Below are 22,573 nucleotides of genomic sequence, written 5' to 3' on the forward strand. Positions count from 1 at the left end.
GGCGTGACCTTCAACATTTCTTATTTCCTCATTTGTACCACAAATGCAAGCAGCCCCAGGTAAACTGCAAGAATTATTTAATTTTCTAATCAAGCCCCTTAATTCCTATTTTTTTTATAAATTAATTTATTTTTGGTATGTGAAGCCAACTAATTAGATTAATACACAGTACCACTGTTTCTCTAAATTTTGCACTTCATTAGAATTGCATTACTTTTTGAGCTTTATCGTATCTGATGCACACTTCGCAACAATCCCTAAAACCGCGCAAAGAAGCAGGTTTGAGAGTTTTTTGGCTATCCTTAAAAAAGGCGGCACCCAGATTTGAACTGGGGGTGGAGGTTTTGCAGACCTCTGCCTTACCACTTGGCTATGCCGCCGTCACGTCAGAAATTTGACGTTTTTTTATCTTACACCAAATCTTGATTATTTCAACACTTTTCTCAAAAATTTCCATCGCCCTTGTTCCCACATCCCCAAAACCCTTGTGATAGGGTACTCTAGAACTAAATCGATCGCGCGCAACATCATCCATGACACCCGTTTCTCCCCTACTCGTCGCCCAAATCACCGACACCCACTTGTTTGCAGAGGTCGATCGCACTTGGAAAGGCCTCTCAACCGCCCACACCCTCAAAACAGTTCTCGAACACCTACAACAGATTCAGCCCCAGCCAGACTTACTCCTGCTAACAGGGGACTTATCCCAAGACGAAACACCCCAATCCTACGAGCTCCTCGCCTCCCTGATTTCCCCGCTAAACATCCCCACTTACTGGATACCTGGGAATCATGACAACTTGGCGGTAATGCAGCAAATATTAGATAAGCCGCCTATTTCCCCAGAAAGAGCGTGGAACCTAGGAAACTGGCAATTTCTCTTGCTTTCGAGTGTGGAAGCCGGATGCGACGGTGGCAAACTTTCCCCAGAAAGCTTGGATTGGCTGGACTCTCAATTGCAACAAACAGGCGATCGAGCTGTTATGATCGCCTTGCACCATCATCCATTGGCGATCGCAAGTGAAATCATGGATGGGATGATGCTCCACAATGCTGATGAATTTTTGGCAATTGTCGATCGATATCCTCAAATCAAAATCGTCCTCTGCGGCCACATTCACCAAGAATTCCATCAACAGCGAGGCTCAGTTACCTACTTGGGGACACCCAGCACCTGCATCCAACTTTTACCGAAAAGCTCTCCTATTATACTTGACCAAATTCCTCCAGGATTTAGGTTGATCGAATTGGCGATCGACGGCACTTGGAACACAAAAGTTGAGCGAGTTGCCCAAGAATCACCACCCTATTAATGATTTTTGATATCCTCAAAATAATTATTATCAAACTTACATTATTTTGTAAATCTATCAATAGATAGATACTTTTAATCAGCCAAATTTTTTATAATATCTATTGACCAGAGATTGCAGGCATAGCTATACTAACAAGTAACAAAAAAATATCGCCCGCATCTTTACCAATCAGGAGAAACTAAATTTATGTCTGAAGTCAATGGCGTCATGATGCAGTATTTCCACTGGTACAACCCCGCTGACGGCAACCTGTGGAATCAGCTAGCAGAATCTGCAAAAGATTTAGCAAAAATAGGCGTTACATCCCTGTGGTTGCCACCAGCATATAAAGGAACGGGCGGTGGAATGGATGTGGGTTACGGCGTCTATGATATATTCGATTTAGGCGAGTTCGATCAAAAAGGGTCGGTGCGGACGAAATACGGGACAAAAGATGAATATTTGCGGGCGATTAAAGCTGCACAAGATGCAGGAATTCGGATTTATGCTGATGTTGTCTTCAACCACAAATTAGGAGCTGATGCAGAAGAAGAAGTCGAAGCCACACCGTTCAATCCCGACAACCGCAATGACACCGTAGGCGAGTATCAAAAAATTAAAGCTTGGACTCATTTTACCTTCCCTGGTCGTGGCAAAACCTATTCCAGCATGGAGTGGCATTGGTGGCATTTTGATGCCATTGATTATAATGCTTACGACACAAATACCAATGCCGTTTACTTGCTCAAAGGCAAAGAATTTGACCAAAATGTAGACTTAGAAAAAGGCAATTTTGACTACCTGATGGGTTGTGATTTGGATATGGACAACCCAGAAGTCACCGGGGAATTAAAATACTGGGGCGAATGGTATGTCGATACAACCAACGTTGATGGATTTAGGTTCGATGCTGTCAAACACGTATCAGCAAAATTTTTCCAAGAATGGTTAGAACACGTTCGCAATTATGCCAAACGTGAGCTATTTGCCGTCGGCGAATATTGGTCCTATGAAGTCGAAGCTTTGCACCACTTCATTACAGTAACTGATGGTAAAGTATCCTTATTTGATGCACCTCTTCATTACAACTTCTATGCAGCAAGCAAAGCCGGTAATAATTATGACTTGAGAACAATTTTTGACGGTAGCCTCGTCCAGCACCAACCAACCCTCGCCGTTACTCTAGTAGATAACCATGATTCCCAACCTTTACAATCCCTAGAGTCAGTTGTCGAGTCTTGGTTTAAACCCCTTGCTTATGCTTTAATTCTGCTGCGTCGTGAAGGATATCCCTGTATTTTTTACCCCGATTATTACGGCGATCATTATAAGGATAGAGGAAAAGATGGTAACGAATACGAAATTTGGTTAGAGAAACATCAATGGATTATTGATAAATTCCTGTTCGCCCGCCAAACTTATTCCTACGGTAATCAATACGATTACTTTGACCACGCCAATACAATTGGCTGGACGCGACTCGGAGATGAAGAACATCCAGGTGGCATGGCTGTTGTGTTGAGTAACGGGGGTGATGGTACTAAGTTTATGGAAGTCGGACAACCGAATCGCACCTATATTGATCTCACCGAACACATCAAAGAATCTATCACAACTAATGACGAAGGTTGGGCTGATTTTAGGTGTAATGCTGGTTCAGTTTCGGTCTGGGTTCCAGAATCCTAAAGACCCTATAACAACTAACAAGAAATACATCTTGTTAGTTGTTAGTTGTTAGTTGTTAGTTGTTATTTTAATTATTATAATTATTCAAATATTTTAGATATAAAAATTATGAATCTTTTAGATAAAGTTGCCGTTATTACTGGTGGCGGGTCGGGGATTGGTCGTGCAGCAGCAATTTTAATGGCCAAGGAAGGGGCAAAAGTTGCTATTATCGATCGCCTTCTCGATAGTGGGCAAGAAACTGTCAGCCAGTTGGTGAATCAAGGAGGCAGTGGACTGGCACTTGTCGCAGATGTAGCAAATTCTGAACAAATGGAACAGGCATTTCAAACAATTTTTGAACAATATAAAAAAATAGATACTGTGTTTGTAAATGCGGGGATTAATGGTGTCTGGTCGCCCATAGAAGACCTCGAACCGGATGAGTGGGATAGGACAATTAATACTAACCTCAGAGGTACTTTTTTGACTGTCAAGTATGCTGTTCCTTATTTAAAAAAACAAGGCGGTTCTATTGTCATTACCTCATCGATTAATGGTACTAGAAATTTCAGGAAAGTTGGTGCCACGGCCTATGCTTGTTCTAAAGCTGCTCAAGTAACTTTTGCCAAAATGCTGGCACTAGAACTTGCTGCTAGCAAAATCCGAGTTAATGTCATTTGTCCGGGTGGGGTGCTGACTGGGATTGAGGAAAGTACCACTAAGCGAAATCTCGATCGCATTCCAGGAGCAGCGAATTTCATTCACGATCTGATTCCTTTGACTAATAATACCGCAGGTTCTAGTGAAGAAGTTGCCCAATTAGTTTTATTTTTAGTATCAGATGCCTCCAGTTTCATCACAGGTACTGAAGTCTGGATTGATGGTGGTGGTTCTTTGATTTGAAATTTTAATAGCTAGGCGGTTGAAACCGCTTCTACACAAACCAAGTCCGCCTGCGCGGACTAAGAAATCAGCATGACTAAGGACAACTGACAATTGACAAATAATACCAACTTTTAAAAGTATTGCTACCATGATTTATCTTATATAAGTTATCGTTTAGTTGCAGAGTTCCGCGCCGGACACGGCAATGCCGTTTCCCTACAGAATTGGAGTTTAGACTAAGCAAAAATTCACTCAGAAGAAGTTGAGTGTAAATTTTGTGAGTTTAGACAGAGGTAGAGAGGTTAACTAATCGATTTTGACGAGTTTTGAAACCGACCTTTACCCTTTTTGACCACAGGATACCGACATCTTGGAGTGCGAGGTTTTCCTGTTTGCCATCCATCGGAATTTCCTCGTCGTTTCGGAGCAACAGCCGGACTTCCAATCCTGATTAAAAGTGGAAGCATTGATTGTACAACCCTTCCAGGCGTCAATTCAGTCAGAGACTTTTGCCAGGGTAAACGAATTTCTGTGACAACATCTTTAGCTAACCATAATTGCCAAGTTAGCAAAGGCATCAAATCACTCCATCGTTCGCACTGTTCGCTTGGTACTTAGCTTCGGCACAGTCCAATGTAAGGTTTGTTTGGCTAACCGATACCAATGTTCGAGAGCAAAACGGCGCAGATACAATTGCCAAATTTCAGCTAGAGATGGCATTTGGAGACCAACCCACACTAACCACAAAGGTTGACTATTTAACCGACCCGTTACAGTTTCCAAACGTTCGACTAAAATCAGAGTCATTGGATGTTTGGGACTCCCCCTAAAATGCAAGTCATTCCATTTTCACGGGCCGAATTTTTCCCAGTTTGGGTTCAACAGATTCCAGAGTTTGTTCTGGTTCCCACCAGCTTTGAGAGTCGTTAAGCTTAAATTGTTGACCGTGAATTTTGGGTCTGCCTTTACCACTATAGACTGGGGGTGTTGACCATAAGCAACGATTGGAGCGAATACGCATTAGTTTATCATCCGCGCTCGCAGCGGTGGCTTTAACCAAAGGGGCACACCCATACTCACTATCAAATAGAGCGATCGGTCTATGCTGAAGATATTGACATACTTGTGCTAATTGTTCAGCGCCTTTACCGATGGGGTTGTCCCAACTGGTAATACGTTCATGTCTCAAGGGCAGCGCCCAACGAGCGCTCATGGAAGGTATTAGTGCGATCGTACTATATCCTTGACCGATACCAACAGGTATGCCGTGAGGTAAGGCTGTGGGTTGATGTTCATAGGTACGTTCTTTGAGGGTACGTGCATGGGGTCTTAACCATGCTGTATGATCGATCGCCAATACTGGACGTTCGACTTGGTTAGAGTCGATAGGAGCGTTACCACTCCTACCTCTCCTTCAGAACCGTGCATGAGACTTTCGCCTCACACGGCTCCTTGATAATTCCATCCTTGTTATGGATACGATTCAAGACTAACTCTCAGGTTTTGGCACTTTCTTTTGAGTGCATTGACCCGTCTGTTGCTGTCTTTGCGTCATGGCAGTGTCTATGCAGAAGTTGTAGGTTATCGTAGGTATCCTTTCCACCTAACGATGTTGGTTTAATATGGTCAACTTCTACAATGTCTATACTCGTAAAGTACAAACCACAGTGAGGACAAATACCCTTTTGTTTCTTGATTAAAGATGCAACCCTTGCGGGTGTTTCTGGATATTCGCCTCTACGCTTACTCCAATAAATCCAGTTTCCATCAAACGGGCTGGCAGCACCCTTTACTTTGATATGCCTTACGATTGGCGTATCTGAGTGTTGTTTTAATTCCAATCCATCCAAAGTTATCCTTTCTAGCTTGCGCCAATTTAGGTCTTTCCATTCCACCGTCTGATTGTTCAGCGTATTAGACATATATTGCTACTTGTTCTACTCCGTTGGAATTACCGTGTATCTGTCAGCATATCCACACCATTACAGTGAGGCATTCGCTTTTGATACAATCCTGTCCCTAGTTACCTTTCGTTAGCTACTTACTGGTTATCGACCTTTACCAGAGATAATTAAGGGTTAATTCGTTCCGATTACACATTAGTTGAGTCTTTAGCGTGATACTCTCCACCGGGTTTATTGGGCGGTGCTTATAAGTCGAATATCAAATCGCTTATGCCCTATCCTTGCCTTTTGGCTTGGTGTTTGTCAGTCTTTACCGTATCTCTCAGCCGAAATAAGGGATTGAGGGCTAAATCTCCTAAACATGAGACGTGGCGAGTCGTCATTATCGCGTCTGCTAGTTCAAAGGTGGCGTCTTTGGCATTGCCGAGACATTCATAAGCAAGTTGACGAAATTCCTGTAATTGTTCAAACTTCATGGCAGGTAGATTTGAGATTTTTAGCTGAATTCTCAATCTTCTACCCTTACGCTGTCTGTTGAAACTATCGCAGACAGTTTTTTTTCTGTTGCAAGTCTCCGAGAACGTCAACGGTCGCTGGCATCTATCTTATGGTTGAGCCTGATAGCTGGTCGCCAGCGACCATTGCCGTTCTTGAGAACTGTTCGCTAGTCTCACAGCGATCGCACTTTTTGACCTGCTTAGTCTAAACTCCAATAAGCCACATTGGGCGATAATTTAACAATAGGTTTGATGCGGGCAATACCCAAACCTTTGAGTTCTCTCAAGCTGTAACTTAGGAGTTCTCCGCTGTTCCACTGGATGTGAAATGGACGTGGATCTTCAACGTTCAAGTGTTGGACTCTCCCCATTCGTTGAAATCCTTCTCGGTGCTGTAAAATGCAATCTCCCTCTCTAAATCCGTAGAAGCCTTGTTTCTTTGTTAGGTTTTCTAACTGCTGCTTCCAGGCTTCTTCCCAAGCTATGTCAAAGTCGAGAAGTTGGTAATTTTCTTCGCTCAATTGTTGAGCTATTTTTTCTTTTAACTGCTGTTTGTAGATTGGCATAGCGAATTCTAAAAAATTGTCGGGTACTTCGAGAGCTAAATGCGTTTTAGCTCTGATTCTGATATCGGTAACAGATAAATAGCTGGCGGCTTTTAATTGCTGGGGTGTCGGGATATCTATGGTACAAATAGTCGGGTAGCCGGGAAACAAGTTGATGGGAAAGTGATACAATTGGTCGAGAGCCGAGATGAGAATGTGCTGTTCAGTGAGCGATTCTACTTTGAAACGAGTTGCGTTACTAAATTGTATCTGTTCGGAATTAGCGAGTACGATAGTTGTGCAAGCTGGAAGTTCTCCCGCAGTATTTTGAGGAATAAACTGAGGCACGATGGAGATTTTAAGGACGCGGATTTCATCAAGGCTATAAGTCCAAGAAAATGCCTTTTCGCCCGAACTTGCGTCCCAAGTAATTGTCACAGGTTTTTCAGTTTTGTTGAGAGAAGTAACAATACCGTATTGGTTACCAGTTTTAACGATATCATTTAACCTGAAGGGATGTTCTTCAGCAGGTGCGGAAATGAGGAAAGGAAAAATTACTGCAACTACTTCTTTGGCTTGAGGGAAGTGCTGGCTAGCTGATTCAGGAAAAGTCTTGTGGGGGTTTATAATAGACTTGTTAGCGTTCATAACAGCAAGAAGTTGGTTATCCCTCAGCTTCTCCCGCTAGGGAATAGCTTTTAATTAATTTAGAGATTTGCTCAACCAATGGTTCTTGCTCCAATTGTCGGAAATGACTTAGCTGTTGTTAGAGGGGAGACTCTGTTGCAATCGCCAACTATACTGGTATCAGCCAGATTAACGCTCGCACAGCTATCAACATGAGGATTATTACTCATATAGGTAGAGAAATCGATACAAAATGCGATGGCTCCTTTGCGTCAATTAAAAGTCTAATAACAAGCTCTAGTTAGTACACTTTAATAACCCCGGTTTTGACAATCTATTACTCCAGTTAACAGCCTTCTGTCGATAAAAAATTACCCAGCTATCAGTAGGAGCTGTAGCTGGGGTAATTCGCCCGAAAGCGGATATATTAATCTAACGCAGGTATCTCGATTAATTCGATTTCAAACAGAGCTGCGTCGTTATTCTTTAGGCAAAGTAGGCTTTGGTGGGATGTCAAAAACAATCACAAATGTGAATTCTTTGACAAACCGCTGCAAAACCCGAAAATGATCGTCTGCATCCCTCCTCCTGCGAAATCGTGCCACAACAATACGCTGACAATTAGGAAGCAGCTTAATGATGCACCACGGATGCAATCTCTCAAAATAAGTCATTTTAACCTCACCAGCGACAGTAACAGGTTGCGTTCTTTTTTCCTTGCTTGCCATTACGCTAGTTGAGAGAATATTCTCCAAGACAGGTCACGCTGACCTTGACAATTAATTAGGTTTGTGCTATCAACTGCTCACATTCTCTTCTAACGCACCTTCTTATCTTCGGAATGCGGACACAGCAAGTTCGCCAGTACGTCGGGAATCTCCTCAAAGTGTTCCAGCAGAAAATCCATTACTGCCAAATGGCGCAAATCAACAGCAGTAGGAAATCTTCGATTTTTTCCCCGTTTAAACCAACCCTGCACTGTCGAATCAGAGCGGGAACAAATGGAGGCAATTTGCTCGTAACTTACCCCCCACTTGACATAAAACTGTTTCGGCGTCATGCCCAATTGGCATTGGCTGTAAACTGCAATCAAATTGCATTCTCTATCTGTCAAAGTATGCGGTTTTTTCATCCTCGCACCTCTCTAAATCTTCTTCCCACGCCGTATCAAATTGACACCAAGCTGTACTCTTGGAATCAGGAGCCAGCCAAATTACGTAGCACCACATCCAACAGCAACGGCGCTGTTCGTAGTTGTAAAATTTGCCAATAACTATTCCCCAATCGGCTTCTTCGCCAACATCGGCCCAGCGCACCATCTCGCCACACTCAAAGCGCGGGGGATGAATTTTGGCAAAACTTGCAGGCAACTCAATTGAAGGTGGTATATCATTCAAATGTTTTAGTGGCAGGCCCGAAATCAAATCTCGCTTTCCTTTTGAGATTGACATGAGTTCTCAACTGTGCATCGACTGCAACAGATTTGTTTTGATAGGTTTTTAGGCCAATTTCTTGATAAAGAAATTGCAGCGCGATATTTCCTTAAATCAATCAATTGGAATCTATATTTGACGAACTATTCTCAAAGCCCAACTCGGGCTAGGCTATCAGTTTTTTGAGATACCCCAGTTGATAAAAAAGAGTTACGCCAATCTACTATTGTCAGTTCGGCGTATTACCCAGACCAACCAGGGCAAGGCAACGGCAGGCATTGATAAAGAAGTTATCAATACCCCAGAGCAGCGGGTAATTCTGGTAAAAAACTGGGAAGGGGGAAACCTCAAACCAACTAAAAGGGTAGAAATACCCAAACCAAATGGCAAAAAACGACCGCTCGGAATCCCGACCGTGCGCGACAGAATCGAACAGGCAATAGTAAAGAATTCACTAGAACCCGAATGGGAAGCTGTATTCGAGCAAAACTCGTATGGTTTCCGACCGGGAAGAAGCTGTCAAGACGCAATAGAACAAGGTTTCAACCTGTTTTCAAGATGGCACAAATGGGTTCTAGAAGCTGATATCAAAGGCTTTTTCGACAACATCGCCCATGAATCCATTCTGACTAAGATGGGAACATTTCCAAATCGAGAACTCATCAAAGGATGGTTAAAAGCGGGTTTTGTGTTCCAAGGAAATCTTAATCCAACGGAACAAGGCACACCACAAGGAGGGGTAATTTCCCCTTTGTTAGCCAATATAGGATTGCATGGTTTAGAAAACTTTATAAAGACCATCAACCCTAAACTTGGTGTGGTACGGTATGCCGATGATTTTATCGTCACGGCTAGAGACAAAGAAAGTCTTGAAACCGCCCAAGACCTGATTAAAGCATGGATGTCAAAACGAGGTCTAGAACTCAGCCCTGAGAAGACGCTAGTAACGTCAATAGAAGATGGCTTCGACTTTCTTGGGTACAACTTCCGACACTACGATGGGAAACTACTAATAAAGCCATCCAAGAAGAAGGTACTTGCCTTCTGCAAACGGATTGGTAAAGAGGTTAGAAACCTTAATGGTGCAGAACAAGAAGTTTTAATCAAAAAGCTGAATCCTATTCTCAGGGGTTTTGCGAACTACTACAAAGGTGTAGTTAGCAAAGAAACCTACGGCTATATCTCACACCGAGTATGGCAATACCTTTGGCGTTGGGCTAAGCGTAGACATCCCAACAAAAACACAAAGTGGATTCGCAAGCGTTACTTTAAAACCATTAAAGGCAACAGATGGACATTCGCTTGTATAATAAACGACCGCCGAGGGAAGGAGAAAAACCTTACTCTATACCAGATAGCGAAAACGACCATCGAGCGCCATATAAAGGTGAAAGGAGAAGCAAGTCCCGATGACCCTTCATTAAAAGAGTATTGGGAAAAACGCCATCAAAAACACGGGTTATCTCGCTTCGAGAAAGGCTCTAAGCTCTACAAAATAGCGGAAAACCAAAAATGGAAATGTCCCTCGTGTGGCGAACCTTTATTCAATGGAGAGGAAATCGACATCCATCACATAGTACCTGTTGCAGAAGGCGGAACAGACGACATGGAAAACCTTCAACACTTACACACAGCGTGTCATAAGCAGGTACATAAAACCCAAGTTAAATCTCGCTTGAAGTAAGGCTTGAGCCGTGTGAGTGCGAAAGTCTCACGCACGGTTCCTAGGGGAGGGGAGAGAGGTGACTCTCGAACCTTACCCGACAACCTGAAAGGGGGGATGGCTAGCAGCGATGGGGTAAACCCAAGCAAGGGTTAGAGATCGCACTTTAATCCCCCACCGCCGACAACTTACTATTCATGCAGGTGAGGAAACCTAGTCAAGCATCTAGCTAAGACAACTAGGGGAAAATGGGAAAGATAAAGGTGCAAGCCAACATCATAACCAAAATCCAAAATAAACCAAGTCCTGACATCATGGTGCGTGATTGAAAGCACACAAAGAACCAGAAATAAATCTGGTTTCCCCTACACAAAGATTGACAACCTTTGCGTAAAGCGGGGGTGAACGCGGACTATCGGGATAGCTGAATACCGACACCGCAAGCAAAAATCCTATAACCGAAACATTACGAAAGTAATGAAGTCGTGGGGTAGAAGCGCAAGCTAGCAAATTGTCGATACAACCGTCGTAATTTATTGCCAGAGGATATAAGCTCTCTCAGAGAAATCTGAACTTCTGGGTCAGGAACATCTGACAAGGGTAAGGACTATCAGACTTCTACAACCGAGATAGCGCACCACCTAGAACCCCGGCGGAAAGACAAACCCTAACGGATTTAATCAATGGATAGTAGGAACGAAGTAATCCTTTTGTATGCTCATCTTCAAAGAACAATTGTTGAGGTAGGCTGTCAGGCTACACGCTGCGAAAGGCTGGGATGGTTTAAGAAGCTAATGCCTAACCTGAAATAACAGGTAATGCCGAAAAAGGGATGGGGTAATGCCCAGGATATGCTGACGTAAACCGCGAAGGTGGTTAAGTGAAAAGGTGCAATTAGTAATGAACAAGCCTAAATCTGATTTGTCAACAAATACAGAGGGATGGAAAGCTATTAATTGGCGTCAAGCCGAAAGATATGTTTTCAAGTTGCAAAAACGCATTTTCGCGGCTAACCGTTGTGGTGATATCAAGAAAGTTCGCCAACTTCAGAAGACGCTGATGAGGTCTTGGTCTAATAGGATTTTGTCAGTAAGAAGGGTCACTCAGGATAACACTGGTAAAAAGACGGCAGGAGTGGACGGGCTAAAAAGCTTAACCCCAGCAGCTCGTCTAGAACTGGCAAGGGAATTAAAACTAACCGGAAAATCCAAACCGACTAGAAGAGTTTGGATACCAAAACTAGGAAGTAATGAAAAACGCCCACTGGGGATACCTGTAATATATGACAGAGTTTTACAAGCCGTAGTAAAATCCGCACTTGAGCCGGAATGGGAGGCAATTTTTGAGCCAAACAGCTATGGTTTTAGACCCGGCAGGTCATGTCACGATGCGATTAAGCAGATTAAACTCTGTATCCAACATAAAGCGAAGTTTGTATTAGATGCAGACATAGCTAAGTGTTTTGACCGCATCAACCATTATGAACTACTCCAAAAGTTGAACATAAAAGGCAAGGTCAGGAGACAAGTAAAATCCTGGCTAAAATCTGGAGTAATTGACGATGGAGTATTCACTGCAACATCTGAGGGTACGCCACAAGGCGGGGTCATTTCTCCGTTATTGGCAAATATCGCCCTCCACGGGCTTGAAAATACACTCATGGAATACGCCAAAACCATAGACATGAAAGATAAACGTGGTTATCAACTTGACTGGCGATACAAAGTAATGTCCTTGAGCTTCATCAGATATGCTGATGATTTCGTGGTTTTACACAGAGATAAGCTCGTAGTCCAAAGATGTCGAGAGATAATCTCCGAATGGTTAGCTGGCATGGGTCTAGAATTAAAACCTGAGAAGACGAGGCTAACTCACACTTTCAAAAATGAATTAAGTGAGGATGGTAAAGCTGGTTTTGACTTTTTAGGTCATCACATTCAGCAATACCCTGCTGGAAAACATCGGAGCAGTTTAGGTACGCACCGTGAGATATTAGGTTTTAACACACTCATTACCCCAAATAAGAAGTCAAGTAAGGCTCACCAAGAGGAAATCGGAAGAATCATCAAAAAACATATCTCATCGCCACAATCGGCGTTAATTAGAGACTTAAACCCTGTAATAAGGGGATGGACTTCTTTTTATACAAACTCCGACGCTAAAACCGTTGGAGAACTAGCTAAACAAGATAACCTCACATACCTGAAACTTCGACGTTGGGCAAAACGCCGTTGTGGAAACATCAATGCAGGACATCAACTGTATTGGCATTCTATTGGCGGTGATAACTGGGCATTCTCAACCAGAGAAGAGGGAGCGAACCCTATAAGGTTACTAAAGCATAGAGAATTCGAGTGTAGCAGCACCGACTATGTGAAAGTTAAAGGAGATAAAAGTCCTTACGATGACGACCTAGTTTATTGGAGTTCCAGAATGGGGAAGAATCCTGATTTGCCAAGTAGGGTATCAAAACTCCTGAAATGGCAGAAAGGGAAATGCCCTCATTGCGAATTTATTTTCAGAAATGAAGATGTAATGGAAGTTGACCATATCGTCCCCAGAGCCATTGGAGGCAAGGATGAGTACAAAAATCTTCAACTATTGCATCGGCATTGTCACGATGTTAAAACTAAAGCCGACCTGGAATTAATTAGGAAACATAACCTGGAATTCGTATCTTCAGGAAAGAAACCTCAAACAAGTCGGAAGAAAGGGAAGCCCTCAAATGACAAGAGGACACCCGAGTAGCCGTGTGAAGCGAAAGTTTCACGCACGGTTCCGAATGGGAGGGAGAAGATGGTAACATCTTCTTTCGACCCTACCTTGCTTTCGTCAGCGAGGTGCGATGATCGACAAACGTCTCCAAATCGAACCACACCGGGAAGTAGAAGAACTATTGGAGAATATTGAGGACTTGTTCTTCAGAATATAACCAGCCAGCAAAAAAGGTTGCAGGTAGAATCAAACAATAGTATAATTAGATTAGTTACTAATAATTTTCTTGGTGGCGCGGTGTTATGACAGCCCTTGAACCTGTTACCTTCAGAGACCTCATCGACGCGATCGCTACCTTGCCGATTATCAACTTTCCTGAGAATTCGAGTCAGTTGAATAGCAATAAGCGGAAAGTGAGTTGCAACAAGCGCCTCCGATTGTCCAGAAAAAGATTGAGCCAGATTTTGTTTGCCATCAAAGAATAGAAGCCAGCTAGCCTACTTGACGTAAAGCGCTCTTTCCTGGGTTATTGTCAAAATCCCTTTTATTCCTAAAGAAAAAATAGCGGAAAGGAAGTGGAATGGATTTTGGGGCCGGATTGTGGAGGTTGGAGCGACTTTGAAAGTCGATATGGGTTCAGAGGTGGTGTCGCTCCTTCACTCGGATGTGGTGGCGATATTGAACCCAACGCCGAGTTTTTGCTCTAGGGCTGAGCGAATTCTCAGGCTGCAAAGCTTCGGCACGGTGTACGAGTTTGGGAAAATAGTCTTAAACAGGATGCAGAGAAGAGTGGTTTGGGATGCAGCAGCGCTAGCTTATCTGGATGCTGTGGAACAGGTGGAATTGGCGCGGCGGGCGATCGAGCAGGCTTTATAATGAGGCTCTCGTTTACTGGCACTAAATTCGGAATTAGCGATCGGTTTCTTTAATTCCGAATTATTTGACTATTAGCTTGTACCTTTAATTACGAATTATTCAGTCACCCCTCGTTCGGGCGATCGCACAACTGTTCATTGTTTGCGTACTCGCGATCGCCCCCACAATCTTATCCTTTACGCGGCAGACGGCAACTTTTCAACTTCTTTCCCCAAAAACCGTCGATCGACAATTTCCCTGTAAGCCTCTAAATCTGGCTGCCAATTTTCCAAAAGTTTGTACAAATGTTGCAGTTTCTCGCCTTCTAATTCCCCTGCAATTTCGTACTGAAAGCTACCAGAAAACAATACTGCGGGAGTTGGTTCGGCATCTTGCAGTTGCAACAAAGCTTCGGCAACGCTCAAGTTTAGTTCTCCCTGTTCGAGAGAGTACACTAAATTGACAGCAGCTTTGACGGGAGCTTTCCCAACATCAAACCACGTTCCTTTGGATAATAAACTGGAGGTAATGAACTCGCGAGCTGCATTTTCATCTCCCCCTTCAAAGGTGATGAAGCTTCTGGGATTGATGCTTAAAGCTTGATAGTCGGTGCGGGGTAAAGCTTCAACGTATTTGCGGATAACGGCAGGAATTTTTACGTCTTCTTGTGATTTTGTAGAGAGAGATTCGATGAAGGTGATGGCGTTGGATTGGGCGACGATGTTGATGCCGTTGGTGAAGGCAACTTGAGAGATTTGGGGGCTGAAAACGGGGGGGCGGGCGAGTTCCCAATCGGTGGGGACGATGCCGCTGTATTTGAGGAAGTCTGCGTTGAGGAGGGTTGGGGAGTGGTTTTTGGCTGTGAGGGCTAAGGCTAGTTCTTGGATGGTTATTGTAGGTGTCATGGTTGTTTGTAGAGCGGTATAGGGTTACATTTTATACTGTGTGAGTGGCTTTTGTACAGGGGGAAGTGGAAGTTAGTTTGCGATCTATATTTAGCTTTTGGGAGAGAGGATTGGAAGAAGTCGTGGGAGAACTTTAAGTTTGATCCGTGTGGCTCCGTAGTCCAATCCTCAAGACATATTTATTGAGAATTAAGGACTATTATCTTCGATGCTAAAGTAGATTTTAGTCACAGTATCTATATAACCTGCTTTACTACGATCGTCCAGATATGGTACTAGAAAAATTTTAGATAATATCTCAGTGGCTTTATCTTTTTGATTTATTTCCGCATACTTCTTAGCTACAGCAAATAAAGCCATACATTTGCTCATTGCAGCTCCTTGCCTGCTCCAAGAAAAATCATCACTAATTTCTATTCTGTCAATAATCTGTAGAGCTTGTTCGCACTGTCCAGCTTCGGTAAGTGCGCTAGCTATTTGACTCAGAGTATTTGCTTTACTCAATATAGCTTCATCACTTTCAACAATTTTAATAGCCTGAGCTAAAAGGATGAAACTTTTAGTTTCTTGTCTAAATTCTGCATATTTAATTGCTATATCAGTTAACGCAAATACTTTCCATCCTGGAGATTTTATAGTCTTAGTTTCCAGCAATGCTTGGGATAAAATTTCTGAAGCCTTGCTACTTTGTCCTATCCTAATGTAGTGTTCAACTATTTTGATTAGCAAGGAATTTTTTTCGGCGTTGCTATTTTTGAATTCAGCGGATAACTGTAAAAGTTGAGAGAGAATTTCAGAGACTTGACTTTCTTCTTTTATTTTGGTCGAAGCTTCCGCAATAGCAATCAATAAATCTAATTTAAAATCCTTCCTCCTAGCTCTTTTCGCGATCTGGAAGGCTTGCTCGTACTGAGCAGATTCAACATATTTTTCAACAATGCTCAACACAGCCGAGTCCTGATAGTTAATATCTTTGATTAATTTAGCAATCTGAAGTGCTTTGTCATAATTTCCTGTTTCTGCGTACTGTTTAGCCAGTTCTTCTAAAGCCTCATTTTTTTCATTAGCACCTTCTATTGTTTCAATCAATTTAAAAGCTCGATCGTACTGCCCAGTTTTTGCCAGATTGCAGGCAAATTTTTTCAATGTGCTAGATATCCAACCAATAGCGTCAATTTTTTCAAGCGTCTGAGTAGCTAGGTTATATTCTCCAATTTCTGCATACTTCACAGCGATCGCAGATAGTGCTTGTAACTTTAGCGCTCCTGCTAGCGACTCCTTTGGAAATCCGATTGACTCAGCCGACTGCAACGCTTGCATAGCAAACTGTAATTGTCCAGCCTTTGCACACTCGCAGGCTACTTCGGCTAATGTTGTAGCTTGGTGTTCGCGAGTAATCTCATTATCCGTCACTCGCAATGTCTGAGTGAGTTGCTGAAAATTTTCGGCTTTAGCTAATTCCAATAGCTCAGCTCTCCTGGCGGGATCTAAAAACCAGTCGTCCCTGATGGGGCTAGAAGATTCATTCTGAGCGCGATCGGAATAATTTTGAGCAACTTGAATAGCTTGGCTATACTGTCCAATAGCAACGTAAGTTTTAGTAATGAGACCAAGAATTAATTGATGAATCTCCATCACACTCAAGCGATTATCTGGATCTTTCAAGTTCGACTGAATAACTTGAAGAGCTTGCTCTAAAATTTCAGATGCTTTCTCCTGGAGACCAGCTTTTGAATAAGCCCGAGCAATGCTAGTCAAAGCATCAACTTTTTTGTAGGGATATTCAATGGTTTCAGCAATTGTGAGCGCTCGCTCAAATTGCCCCGTTTGAGCGAGCGCTTGAACGACGTATGCGAACGCCTGACTTCTCTCAAACGTACTTTCTATCTCTTGAGCTACTTGAAGTATTTGCTTTAACATTTTTACTTGCTCGTAAACCTCACAGTGTTAGCGTAAATTAAAATCGTCAATTCACTACTTCTTGGAGAAACACTGGTAGACCGTTCGGCATAACTGGCTTAGCCCCCTTAAAAAGTTGGAATTCACCAGGTAAACCAGTTGGCTTTTTCCAATAAGCACGTCCTGTACCAGTGGCTATACCTGATAAATCTGTGGATGTAATTATCTGTTTTTCTATGCCTGGAAAAGCGTCACCTCCTTTTTCATAGAGTTTTTTCAATATATCTGAAGTTCCAACAAATTTACCACCTTCATCAACAGCCTGAGTTATATAGGCTGGGGTCAGTTTTGGCTTAGCTTCCACAAATATAAGCCTTTCTTCCCTTCTGCAACAAAGTCAACTACTTTATAACCTTTACCCAAATTTAATGAAACTTTTAGTGCTTGAAGATATTCATCGCTAATGAAAGGGAGCAATTTTTGATTTCTGAGGAATTGGTATGCAAGTAGCGCTGATTCTTCTCCCTTAACAAACAACGCTGCACCATTTGCAACTCCTTTAGCCATCCTAGCAAACAGAGGTCCACGTGCGACTGATTTCAAAACCTTATTCAGTCCTTTTACAAAGCCAGCCGGTACACCCGGGGGAGTAACTAGCAAAGCAATACTCAAAGGGTCTGGATTAGCAATTGTCACCAGGATATCAATGATCTTAAATATGGCTATTAGCTCTGATTGAGTGATAAAGCCTGATGGATCAGTATTCACCACGGGATTAGCATGAGCATACTGATAATCATGCAAACTCATCGGGTCATCTAGCGTCCCCTCATAAGCATCAGCCGAAACAAACCTCCCCACCAACGGGTCATAATACCTCGCCCGCAAATAATCCAACCCAGTCTCCCCATCCCGCTGTTCTCCAGCAAACAAAGGTGTGTGGTTTCATTACCAAGAACATCTTTATGCTAATGTAAATTAATAAATTTAACTTAACGCAAAAAATAGCAATGACGGCTTCTTATACTAAAGTACACTTCGATTTTGATTCTCTTAGCTGGCTCACCAGTCCACGCGGAAAGCTAGGCTTAGAAGCTGTTGGGCTTGGATTAATCAATTTGTCCCCTAATGAAGGGTACACTTTTACTCACAGCCATAGCGAGCAAGAGGAAGTTTATATTGTTATTAGAGGGAGTGGTAAAATACAAATTAATGGTGAGATTATTGACCTTACTCACGGTGATTTAGTTCGTGTTTCCCCCACAGTGAAGCGGGCGCTGAAGGCTGAAGAAAATGGGATTTTTGTAATCTGTGCTGGTGCAGTTCCTATGGGATACCCTAAAGACCCTAATGCTCGATATCTAATTGATGATGGAATACCTGATTACGACGATATACCTTTGTGGTATAAAGATAATGAAAAAGTCACACAGAGAAATGCTGTATTAAAAAACAGAATGCTCAAGTCTCAAGCCCTAAAAAATAATTGCGATCGGCAGTAAATACACTAAAGGTTTTTGTGATTTAGTTAGGAAATAAAAAAATGAGTAAAATTATTTTGCTACTTCAAATCATCCAAATAAAATTCCTCAGCAACAATGTCCCAACTAATCCATGCTTTGGGTTCTAGTAATACTCCTTCTACACCATACTCTTCATAGACTTTATGAGGTTCAAGTGTGGCTACGTTATCAGAAATTGTCTGAGTTTCTTTAAAACCATCTGTTTTAGGATCTCCTGCATAGATAGAGAACATTCTTTGAGATGATATTACATTTTTAAATATCAAGCAACAGGGTTCTGACATTGTATGACGATTTGCTAAGGGATGAGGAGGATAAATTGCCAGACCAGAATGTATCTTGATAATTAGGTCTTTCTCCACAAAACTGAATCCACTAATATTACTTTCAGTGAAGTGGATATCTTCGTAAAATCCTTTAACTACTACCATTATTCAACCTTTTCCAAAATTGTAGTCAAAATATACTTGTGTTCTATTTCACTTCCATCAATGCGACGGAAAGTTAAATTAGAAAATTCGGGCATTAGCGGAATTCGCTTTTCAACTACTCGGAGATTTAACGAAGCTAAGATTGAATCTGTGACTTTTGTGAACTTATTATTTTTAGTGCCATTGATAATTATTCGACCTCCTGGTTTAAGAACTCTTGCTGCATCTGGCAGATAATCCATTATTCCTGTACCACCAACTTCTGCGGGTATGAAAGGATTAAATGTAATTATTTCATCAACACTGTTGTCAGGAACAAAGGTGAGTTTTTCTGCTAGGATATCAGATCTGATACCTTGTTCTGCAACAAGGTCAATATTGATCGCACCAGGTACTTTGCCTTCTTGACCACCAAACAATTCAAGAGTAACACGATCCTTCTCTTTTATCAAGTCAGTAAACAGTTCGCTGTTGGGTCTGGTATCTCTAGGTGTTATGTTGAAATCACCACCATTAATGCCGTAGCTTAACCCATTGCGGGTAACTTTGTAATTAATGGCAAACCAAGTAGCCAAGGGAAGAAAAGCCAGAATATCCAACCAAGTAGCTTTACCTTTCACAAAATTTATTGTGCTTTGAACCATTCCAAGTCCAGCACCGAATATATCGTAACCTAGAGCTGCCCTTGCTACCCAGTTAGCCGAGCTAAGTTCACGAAGTGTAGCACCTTTAGAACCCACCCACATACTGGCGATCGCCCCACCAAGCCGACCCAAGTTAAAGAAAATTCCCTTGTGGTTGCTTGTAGCTGTATCTCCGTATATTGATGTCCGAACTTGCGAACTAATTCCAAAGGTCAAAGCATCTGTTAAACCAGCAAAAAACTGATCGTACTTAGCAACAGCATCCCAAACGCTTCCTCCTCCAGCCACAGTCCCCACAGCACTCACAGTCGTATAACTCAACCCAGCCAACACAGAATACCCCGCCATAGTTCCCAGCAACTCCCCAATAGAGAAATACCCACTAGGATCGGTATTAACAACCGGATTAGCATGAGCATACTGATAATCATGCAAACTCATCGGGTCATCCAGCGTCCCCTCATAAGCATCAGCCGAAACAAACCTCCCCACCAACGGGTCATAATACCGCGCCCGCAAATAATCCAAACCAGTCTCCCCATCCCGCTGTTCCCCAGCAAACAAATAAGCATTATTAGAACCCCCAGCGGAAACAATCAAATTCCCAAACGCATCATAAGAATAACTATCAGTAACCGCCCCCAAACCATTCGTCAAAACCCTCGTACTACCCAACCCATCAACGTGATAAAACGACGGCTGATTCCCCTGCAACTTACCAATCAAATCATACCCATAAACATAAGAACCCTTAGCATTCCCAAGAGCATCATACTCCTCCAAAACCTGAGCATAAGGCTGCAACTCATCAATCAAATACCGAGTCTCCACCCCATCAACAACCTTACCAACCCTCACCCCCTGAGCATTATATTGATACCCAAGATTCCGAGTAACACCACCCTCATTAACCGTCACCCCCATCAACCGATTCTCGCCATCATTCGCCCACAGATAAACAGTAGAATTGCTTCCAGTCACCTCCGAAATCAAATTCCCATTACTATCGTAAGAATAAATAGTAGCAACACCATTAGTTGTAGACGTAGATAGCTGATTCAAATTGTTGTAAGTATAAGTAGTTACCCCACTCACAGAATCAGTCTTAGTCAACCGATTCCCCACAGCATCGTAAGTGTAACTAACAACCCGATTGTTCCCACTAGGATCATTAGTAATCTTCTCCTCCAACAACCGATTCAAATCATCATACTTGTACTCAACCTTACGACCGCTACTTTCCAATACCTCCCTGCGATTACCAACAGCATCTACTGCATAATCGTAACTAGAAACAACCTGCAACTCCAGCTTAGTAACCGGGTCAACCTTAACAGTCTTCACCAAATCCAAACGACCCAAACTATCGTAGATGCGAGTCTCAACTAAATTGTTCGGATACGAAGTTTTCCAGAGATTCCCCAGAGAATCGTAATCATACGTCACCGTCCCCAGATCCGGCGTACTAACCGTCTTCAAACGCCCCTCTGAATCATAGGTGTAGCTAGTCGTGCGAGTCGGAGTCTTAACCTCACTAACTTGCCCGGAATCATACTTATATTCAATCGAATTACCGCTAGCAAGATAAGGACCAACCGGGTCTTTACGAGAAATTATCTGCCCCAAACTGTCATACTTATAAACAGTTGCACCCCGACTGTCAGTAATAGTTTCTTCCAACCCATTTGTAGCGTAAGTAACGCTAACAGTTGCACCGCTGACATTCTGATACTGCTTAGCAACAACTTGGTTTTGGTCGTTGTAAGTATACTTAACCGTCTTGTTATTGAAATCCGTAATCGTGACAGTGTTAGCAACATCATCGTAAACAAAAGTAGAACGCTTGCTATCCGGTCGAATTACAGCCTTGCGGCGACCCTTATTATCGTATTCGTAAGTCGTTACCTGACCCAAAGCATCCTTAACACTTGTCAAATTGCCCGCACTGTCGTAACCGTATTCAGTACGCTTTTGCAAAGCATCGACAACAGCCTTGAGTTGTCCGTTAGCATCGTATTCAAACTTAGTAGTTTTGCCATTCGGGTCAGTCGTTGCTGTTACCTGACCTTTACTATCATAAGTAGTAGTAGTCGAAGTTCCCCCAGCAAAAACAGTTTCAGTCTTGCGATTTCCAACTGCATCGTAAGTATAGGTGATGTAATTGGTAGCATCAAAACGAGTGAGACTGACGCGACCTGCTGCATCGTATTCGTACTCGGTACGGTTCCCCGAAACATCGATTTCTGCTTTGACTTCTCCAGTTTTGTAGTATTCAGTTTTGGTTCGAGAATTGCTGGCTAAATAAGCAGGCGTACTGTCGGGATAAACGATATTTGTCCAGTCAACAGATTGAGGAGTTTGACCCGGAGAAATAGCGTTCAGCAATGACTGTACTTGATTGGCGTCCTCGGTGGGATAAATAGTTTCAGTCAGTTGTCCCGCGTCGTCGTATTTGTAGTGGGTAACTCGCCCGTTACCGTCGATAGTAGCCCTTTGACGGCCGCCGGAATCGTAAACAGTAATGCTTCGGGAATTGTCAGAATTGTTAGGAGTATCGTCGGGATAAATGGTTTCGACTAATTTACCTTGAGAGTTGTATCGGTACTCGGTACGGCGATTTCCATCAATGCTGGCGCTTTGGCGGCCATTGCTGTCGTATTCGTAAGTTGTAGTGCGCCCAGATTGGGTAATTGACTTAATTTTCCCTTCATTGTTGTAAGTCCATTCTGTTACTAATTCTTTCTCACCAGTGGGAGTTGCTACTTTCATTGTTTCCCGCAGCATATTCCCGTTGCTGTCGTAGGTGTAGGTAGCTTTGTTACCGGATGCGTCTTCTAAGTTAGTTACGTTACCTCCACCATCGTACTGAAAGCGGGTGATGTTATTAGCAGCATCGGTGAGGCTTAGAATATTTCCCCTCATATCATAACTATACTTAGTAACATTCCCCGTCGCATCCTTAGTCGTCAGCAAATTCCCACTAGGAGAATAGGTATAACTCGCAGTATTTCCCAACGCATCAGTCTCAGTCAAAACCCCCCGACTGTTCCACCGCGTCTAAATTCAACTGACCCATGACCCCGA

The 22,573-nt window shown here is 42.8% G+C and carries 23 protein-coding genes, 1 tRNA gene and 1 pseudogene; 8 read left to right on the top strand and 17 right to left on the bottom strand.

What is annotated here, in order from left to right; all coding sequences use genetic code 11:
• Positions 1-309: 309 nt before the first annotated feature.
• A tRNA-Cys gene (locus P2A85_RS11370) sits at positions 310-380 on the bottom strand.
• Positions 371-535, bottom strand: a complete 165-nt coding sequence (locus P2A85_RS11375; protein WP_377479861.1) for a hypothetical protein — start codon at positions 533-535, stop codon at positions 371-373. The genes P2A85_RS11370 and P2A85_RS11375 overlap by 10 nt, the downstream gene beginning before the upstream one ends.
• Here P2A85_RS11375 and cpdA point away from each other — a divergent pair.
• From cpdA to P2A85_RS11390, 3 genes are all read left to right on the top strand, one after another.
• On the top strand, positions 534-1,313 hold the full coding sequence (gene cpdA, locus P2A85_RS11380) for a 3',5'-cyclic-AMP phosphodiesterase (RefSeq protein WP_377479864.1): 780 nt from the start codon (positions 534-536) through the stop codon (positions 1,311-1,313). The two genes, P2A85_RS11375 and cpdA, sit on opposite strands and share 2 nt — an antisense overlap.
• Positions 1,314-1,502: 189 nt before the next feature.
• A complete protein-coding gene (locus tag P2A85_RS11385) occupies positions 1,503-2,981 on the top strand; it encodes an alpha-amylase (protein ID WP_377479867.1) in 1,479 nt (492 codons plus the stop codon).
• A gap of 108 nt (positions 2,982-3,089) precedes the next feature.
• Positions 3,090-3,866, top strand: coding sequence for an SDR family oxidoreductase (locus P2A85_RS11390; RefSeq protein WP_377479870.1), 777 nt, complete (start codon positions 3,090-3,092; stop codon positions 3,864-3,866).
• A gap of 284 nt (positions 3,867-4,150) precedes the next feature.
• Here P2A85_RS11390 and P2A85_RS11395 read toward each other — a convergent pair whose 3' ends face one another.
• The 9 genes and pseudogenes from P2A85_RS11395 to P2A85_RS11435 form a co-directional block, all read right to left on the bottom strand.
• On the bottom strand, positions 4,151-4,426 hold the full coding sequence (locus P2A85_RS11395; RefSeq protein WP_377479873.1) for a hypothetical protein: 276 nt from the start codon (positions 4,424-4,426) through the stop codon (positions 4,151-4,153).
• A 4-nt stretch (positions 4,427-4,430) separates the two neighbouring features.
• Positions 4,431-4,655, bottom strand: a complete 225-nt coding sequence (locus P2A85_RS11400; RefSeq protein ID WP_377479876.1) for a hypothetical protein — start codon at positions 4,653-4,655, stop codon at positions 4,431-4,433.
• 31 nt (positions 4,656-4,686) lie between these two features.
• Positions 4,687-5,205, bottom strand: a complete 519-nt coding sequence (locus tag P2A85_RS11405) for a transposase (protein ID WP_377479879.1) — start codon at positions 5,203-5,205, stop codon at positions 4,687-4,689.
• Positions 5,206-5,344: 139 nt separating this feature from the next.
• Positions 5,345-5,701, bottom strand: a pseudogene (locus P2A85_RS11410) (HNH endonuclease); the annotation flags it as partial.
• Between the two features lie 326 nt (positions 5,702-6,027).
• A complete protein-coding gene (locus tag P2A85_RS11415; protein WP_377479882.1) occupies positions 6,028-6,228 on the bottom strand; it encodes a hypothetical protein in 201 nt (66 codons plus the stop codon).
• A 221-nt stretch (positions 6,229-6,449) separates the two neighbouring features.
• Positions 6,450-7,442 carry a hypothetical protein gene (locus P2A85_RS11420; protein WP_377479885.1) on the bottom strand — a complete coding sequence of 331 codons (993 nt, stop codon included), beginning with the start codon at positions 7,440-7,442 and terminating at the stop codon, positions 6,450-6,452.
• Between the two features lie 458 nt (positions 7,443-7,900).
• A complete protein-coding gene (locus P2A85_RS11425; RefSeq protein WP_333180743.1) occupies positions 7,901-8,149 on the bottom strand; it encodes a hypothetical protein in 249 nt (82 codons plus the stop codon).
• 89 nt (positions 8,150-8,238) lie between these two features.
• Positions 8,239-8,553 carry a helix-turn-helix domain-containing protein gene (locus P2A85_RS11430; protein WP_377479888.1) on the bottom strand — a complete coding sequence of 105 codons (315 nt, stop codon included), beginning with the start codon at positions 8,551-8,553 and terminating at the stop codon, positions 8,239-8,241.
• A complete protein-coding gene (locus P2A85_RS11435) occupies positions 8,525-8,872 on the bottom strand; it encodes a hypothetical protein (RefSeq protein WP_377479891.1) in 348 nt (115 codons plus the stop codon). The genes P2A85_RS11430 and P2A85_RS11435 overlap by 29 nt, the downstream gene beginning before the upstream one ends.
• A gap of 178 nt (positions 8,873-9,050) precedes the next feature.
• Between P2A85_RS11435 and ltrA (P2A85_RS11440) the strand changes: the two genes are divergently transcribed.
• The 4 genes from ltrA (P2A85_RS11440) (at position 9,051) to P2A85_RS11455 (ending at position 14,108) form a co-directional block, all read left to right on the top strand.
• Complete coding sequence (gene ltrA, locus P2A85_RS11440; RefSeq protein ID WP_377479893.1) at positions 9,051-10,538, top strand: group II intron reverse transcriptase/maturase; 1,488 nt, start codon at positions 9,051-9,053, stop codon at positions 10,536-10,538.
• A gap of 879 nt (positions 10,539-11,417) precedes the next feature.
• Positions 11,418-13,265, top strand: coding sequence for a group II intron reverse transcriptase/maturase (ltrA, locus tag P2A85_RS11445; RefSeq protein WP_377479896.1), 1,848 nt, complete (start codon positions 11,418-11,420; stop codon positions 13,263-13,265).
• 269 nt (positions 13,266-13,534) lie between these two features.
• On the top strand, positions 13,535-13,717 hold the full coding sequence (locus P2A85_RS11450; protein ID WP_377479898.1) for a hypothetical protein: 183 nt from the start codon (positions 13,535-13,537) through the stop codon (positions 13,715-13,717).
• 133 nt (positions 13,718-13,850) lie between these two features.
• Complete coding sequence (locus P2A85_RS11455; protein ID WP_377479901.1) at positions 13,851-14,108, top strand: hypothetical protein; 258 nt, start codon at positions 13,851-13,853, stop codon at positions 14,106-14,108.
• A gap of 176 nt (positions 14,109-14,284) precedes the next feature.
• Here P2A85_RS11455 and P2A85_RS11460 read toward each other — a convergent pair whose 3' ends face one another.
• From P2A85_RS11460 to P2A85_RS11475, 4 genes are all read right to left on the bottom strand, one after another.
• Entirely contained in the window at positions 14,285-14,992 is a 708-nt protein-coding gene (locus P2A85_RS11460) for a hypothetical protein (protein ID WP_377479904.1), read from the bottom strand.
• Positions 14,993-15,181: 189 nt separating this feature from the next.
• Positions 15,182-16,912 carry a tetratricopeptide repeat protein gene (locus P2A85_RS11465; RefSeq protein WP_377479907.1) on the bottom strand — a complete coding sequence of 577 codons (1,731 nt, stop codon included), beginning with the start codon at positions 16,910-16,912 and terminating at the stop codon, positions 15,182-15,184.
• 46 nt (positions 16,913-16,958) lie between these two features.
• Entirely contained in the window at positions 16,959-17,255 is a 297-nt protein-coding gene (locus P2A85_RS11470; protein WP_377479910.1) for a hypothetical protein, read from the bottom strand.
• Positions 17,234-17,824, bottom strand: a complete 591-nt coding sequence (locus P2A85_RS11475; RefSeq protein WP_377479913.1) for an RHS repeat-associated core domain-containing protein — start codon at positions 17,822-17,824, stop codon at positions 17,234-17,236. The genes P2A85_RS11470 and P2A85_RS11475 overlap by 22 nt, the downstream gene beginning before the upstream one ends.
• 77 nt (positions 17,825-17,901) lie before the next feature.
• Between P2A85_RS11475 and P2A85_RS11480 the strand changes: the two genes are divergently transcribed.
• Positions 17,902-18,393, top strand: coding sequence for a cupin domain-containing protein (locus tag P2A85_RS11480; RefSeq protein WP_377479916.1), 492 nt, complete (start codon positions 17,902-17,904; stop codon positions 18,391-18,393).
• Between the two features lie 59 nt (positions 18,394-18,452).
• Here P2A85_RS11480 and P2A85_RS11485 read toward each other — a convergent pair whose 3' ends face one another.
• Positions 18,453-18,845, bottom strand: a complete 393-nt coding sequence (locus P2A85_RS11485) for a hypothetical protein (protein ID WP_377479919.1) — start codon at positions 18,843-18,845, stop codon at positions 18,453-18,455.
• Complete coding sequence (locus tag P2A85_RS11490; RefSeq protein ID WP_377479923.1) at positions 18,845-22,522, bottom strand: RHS repeat-associated core domain-containing protein; 3,678 nt, start codon at positions 22,520-22,522, stop codon at positions 18,845-18,847. The genes P2A85_RS11485 and P2A85_RS11490 overlap by 1 nt, the downstream gene beginning before the upstream one ends.
• Between the last annotated feature and the right edge of the window lie 51 nt (positions 22,523-22,573).

The organism is Microcoleus anatoxicus, assembly GCF_042465725.1.
Taxonomy (GTDB): domain Bacteria; phylum Cyanobacteriota; class Cyanobacteriia; order Cyanobacteriales; family Microcoleaceae; genus Microcoleus; species Microcoleus anatoxicus.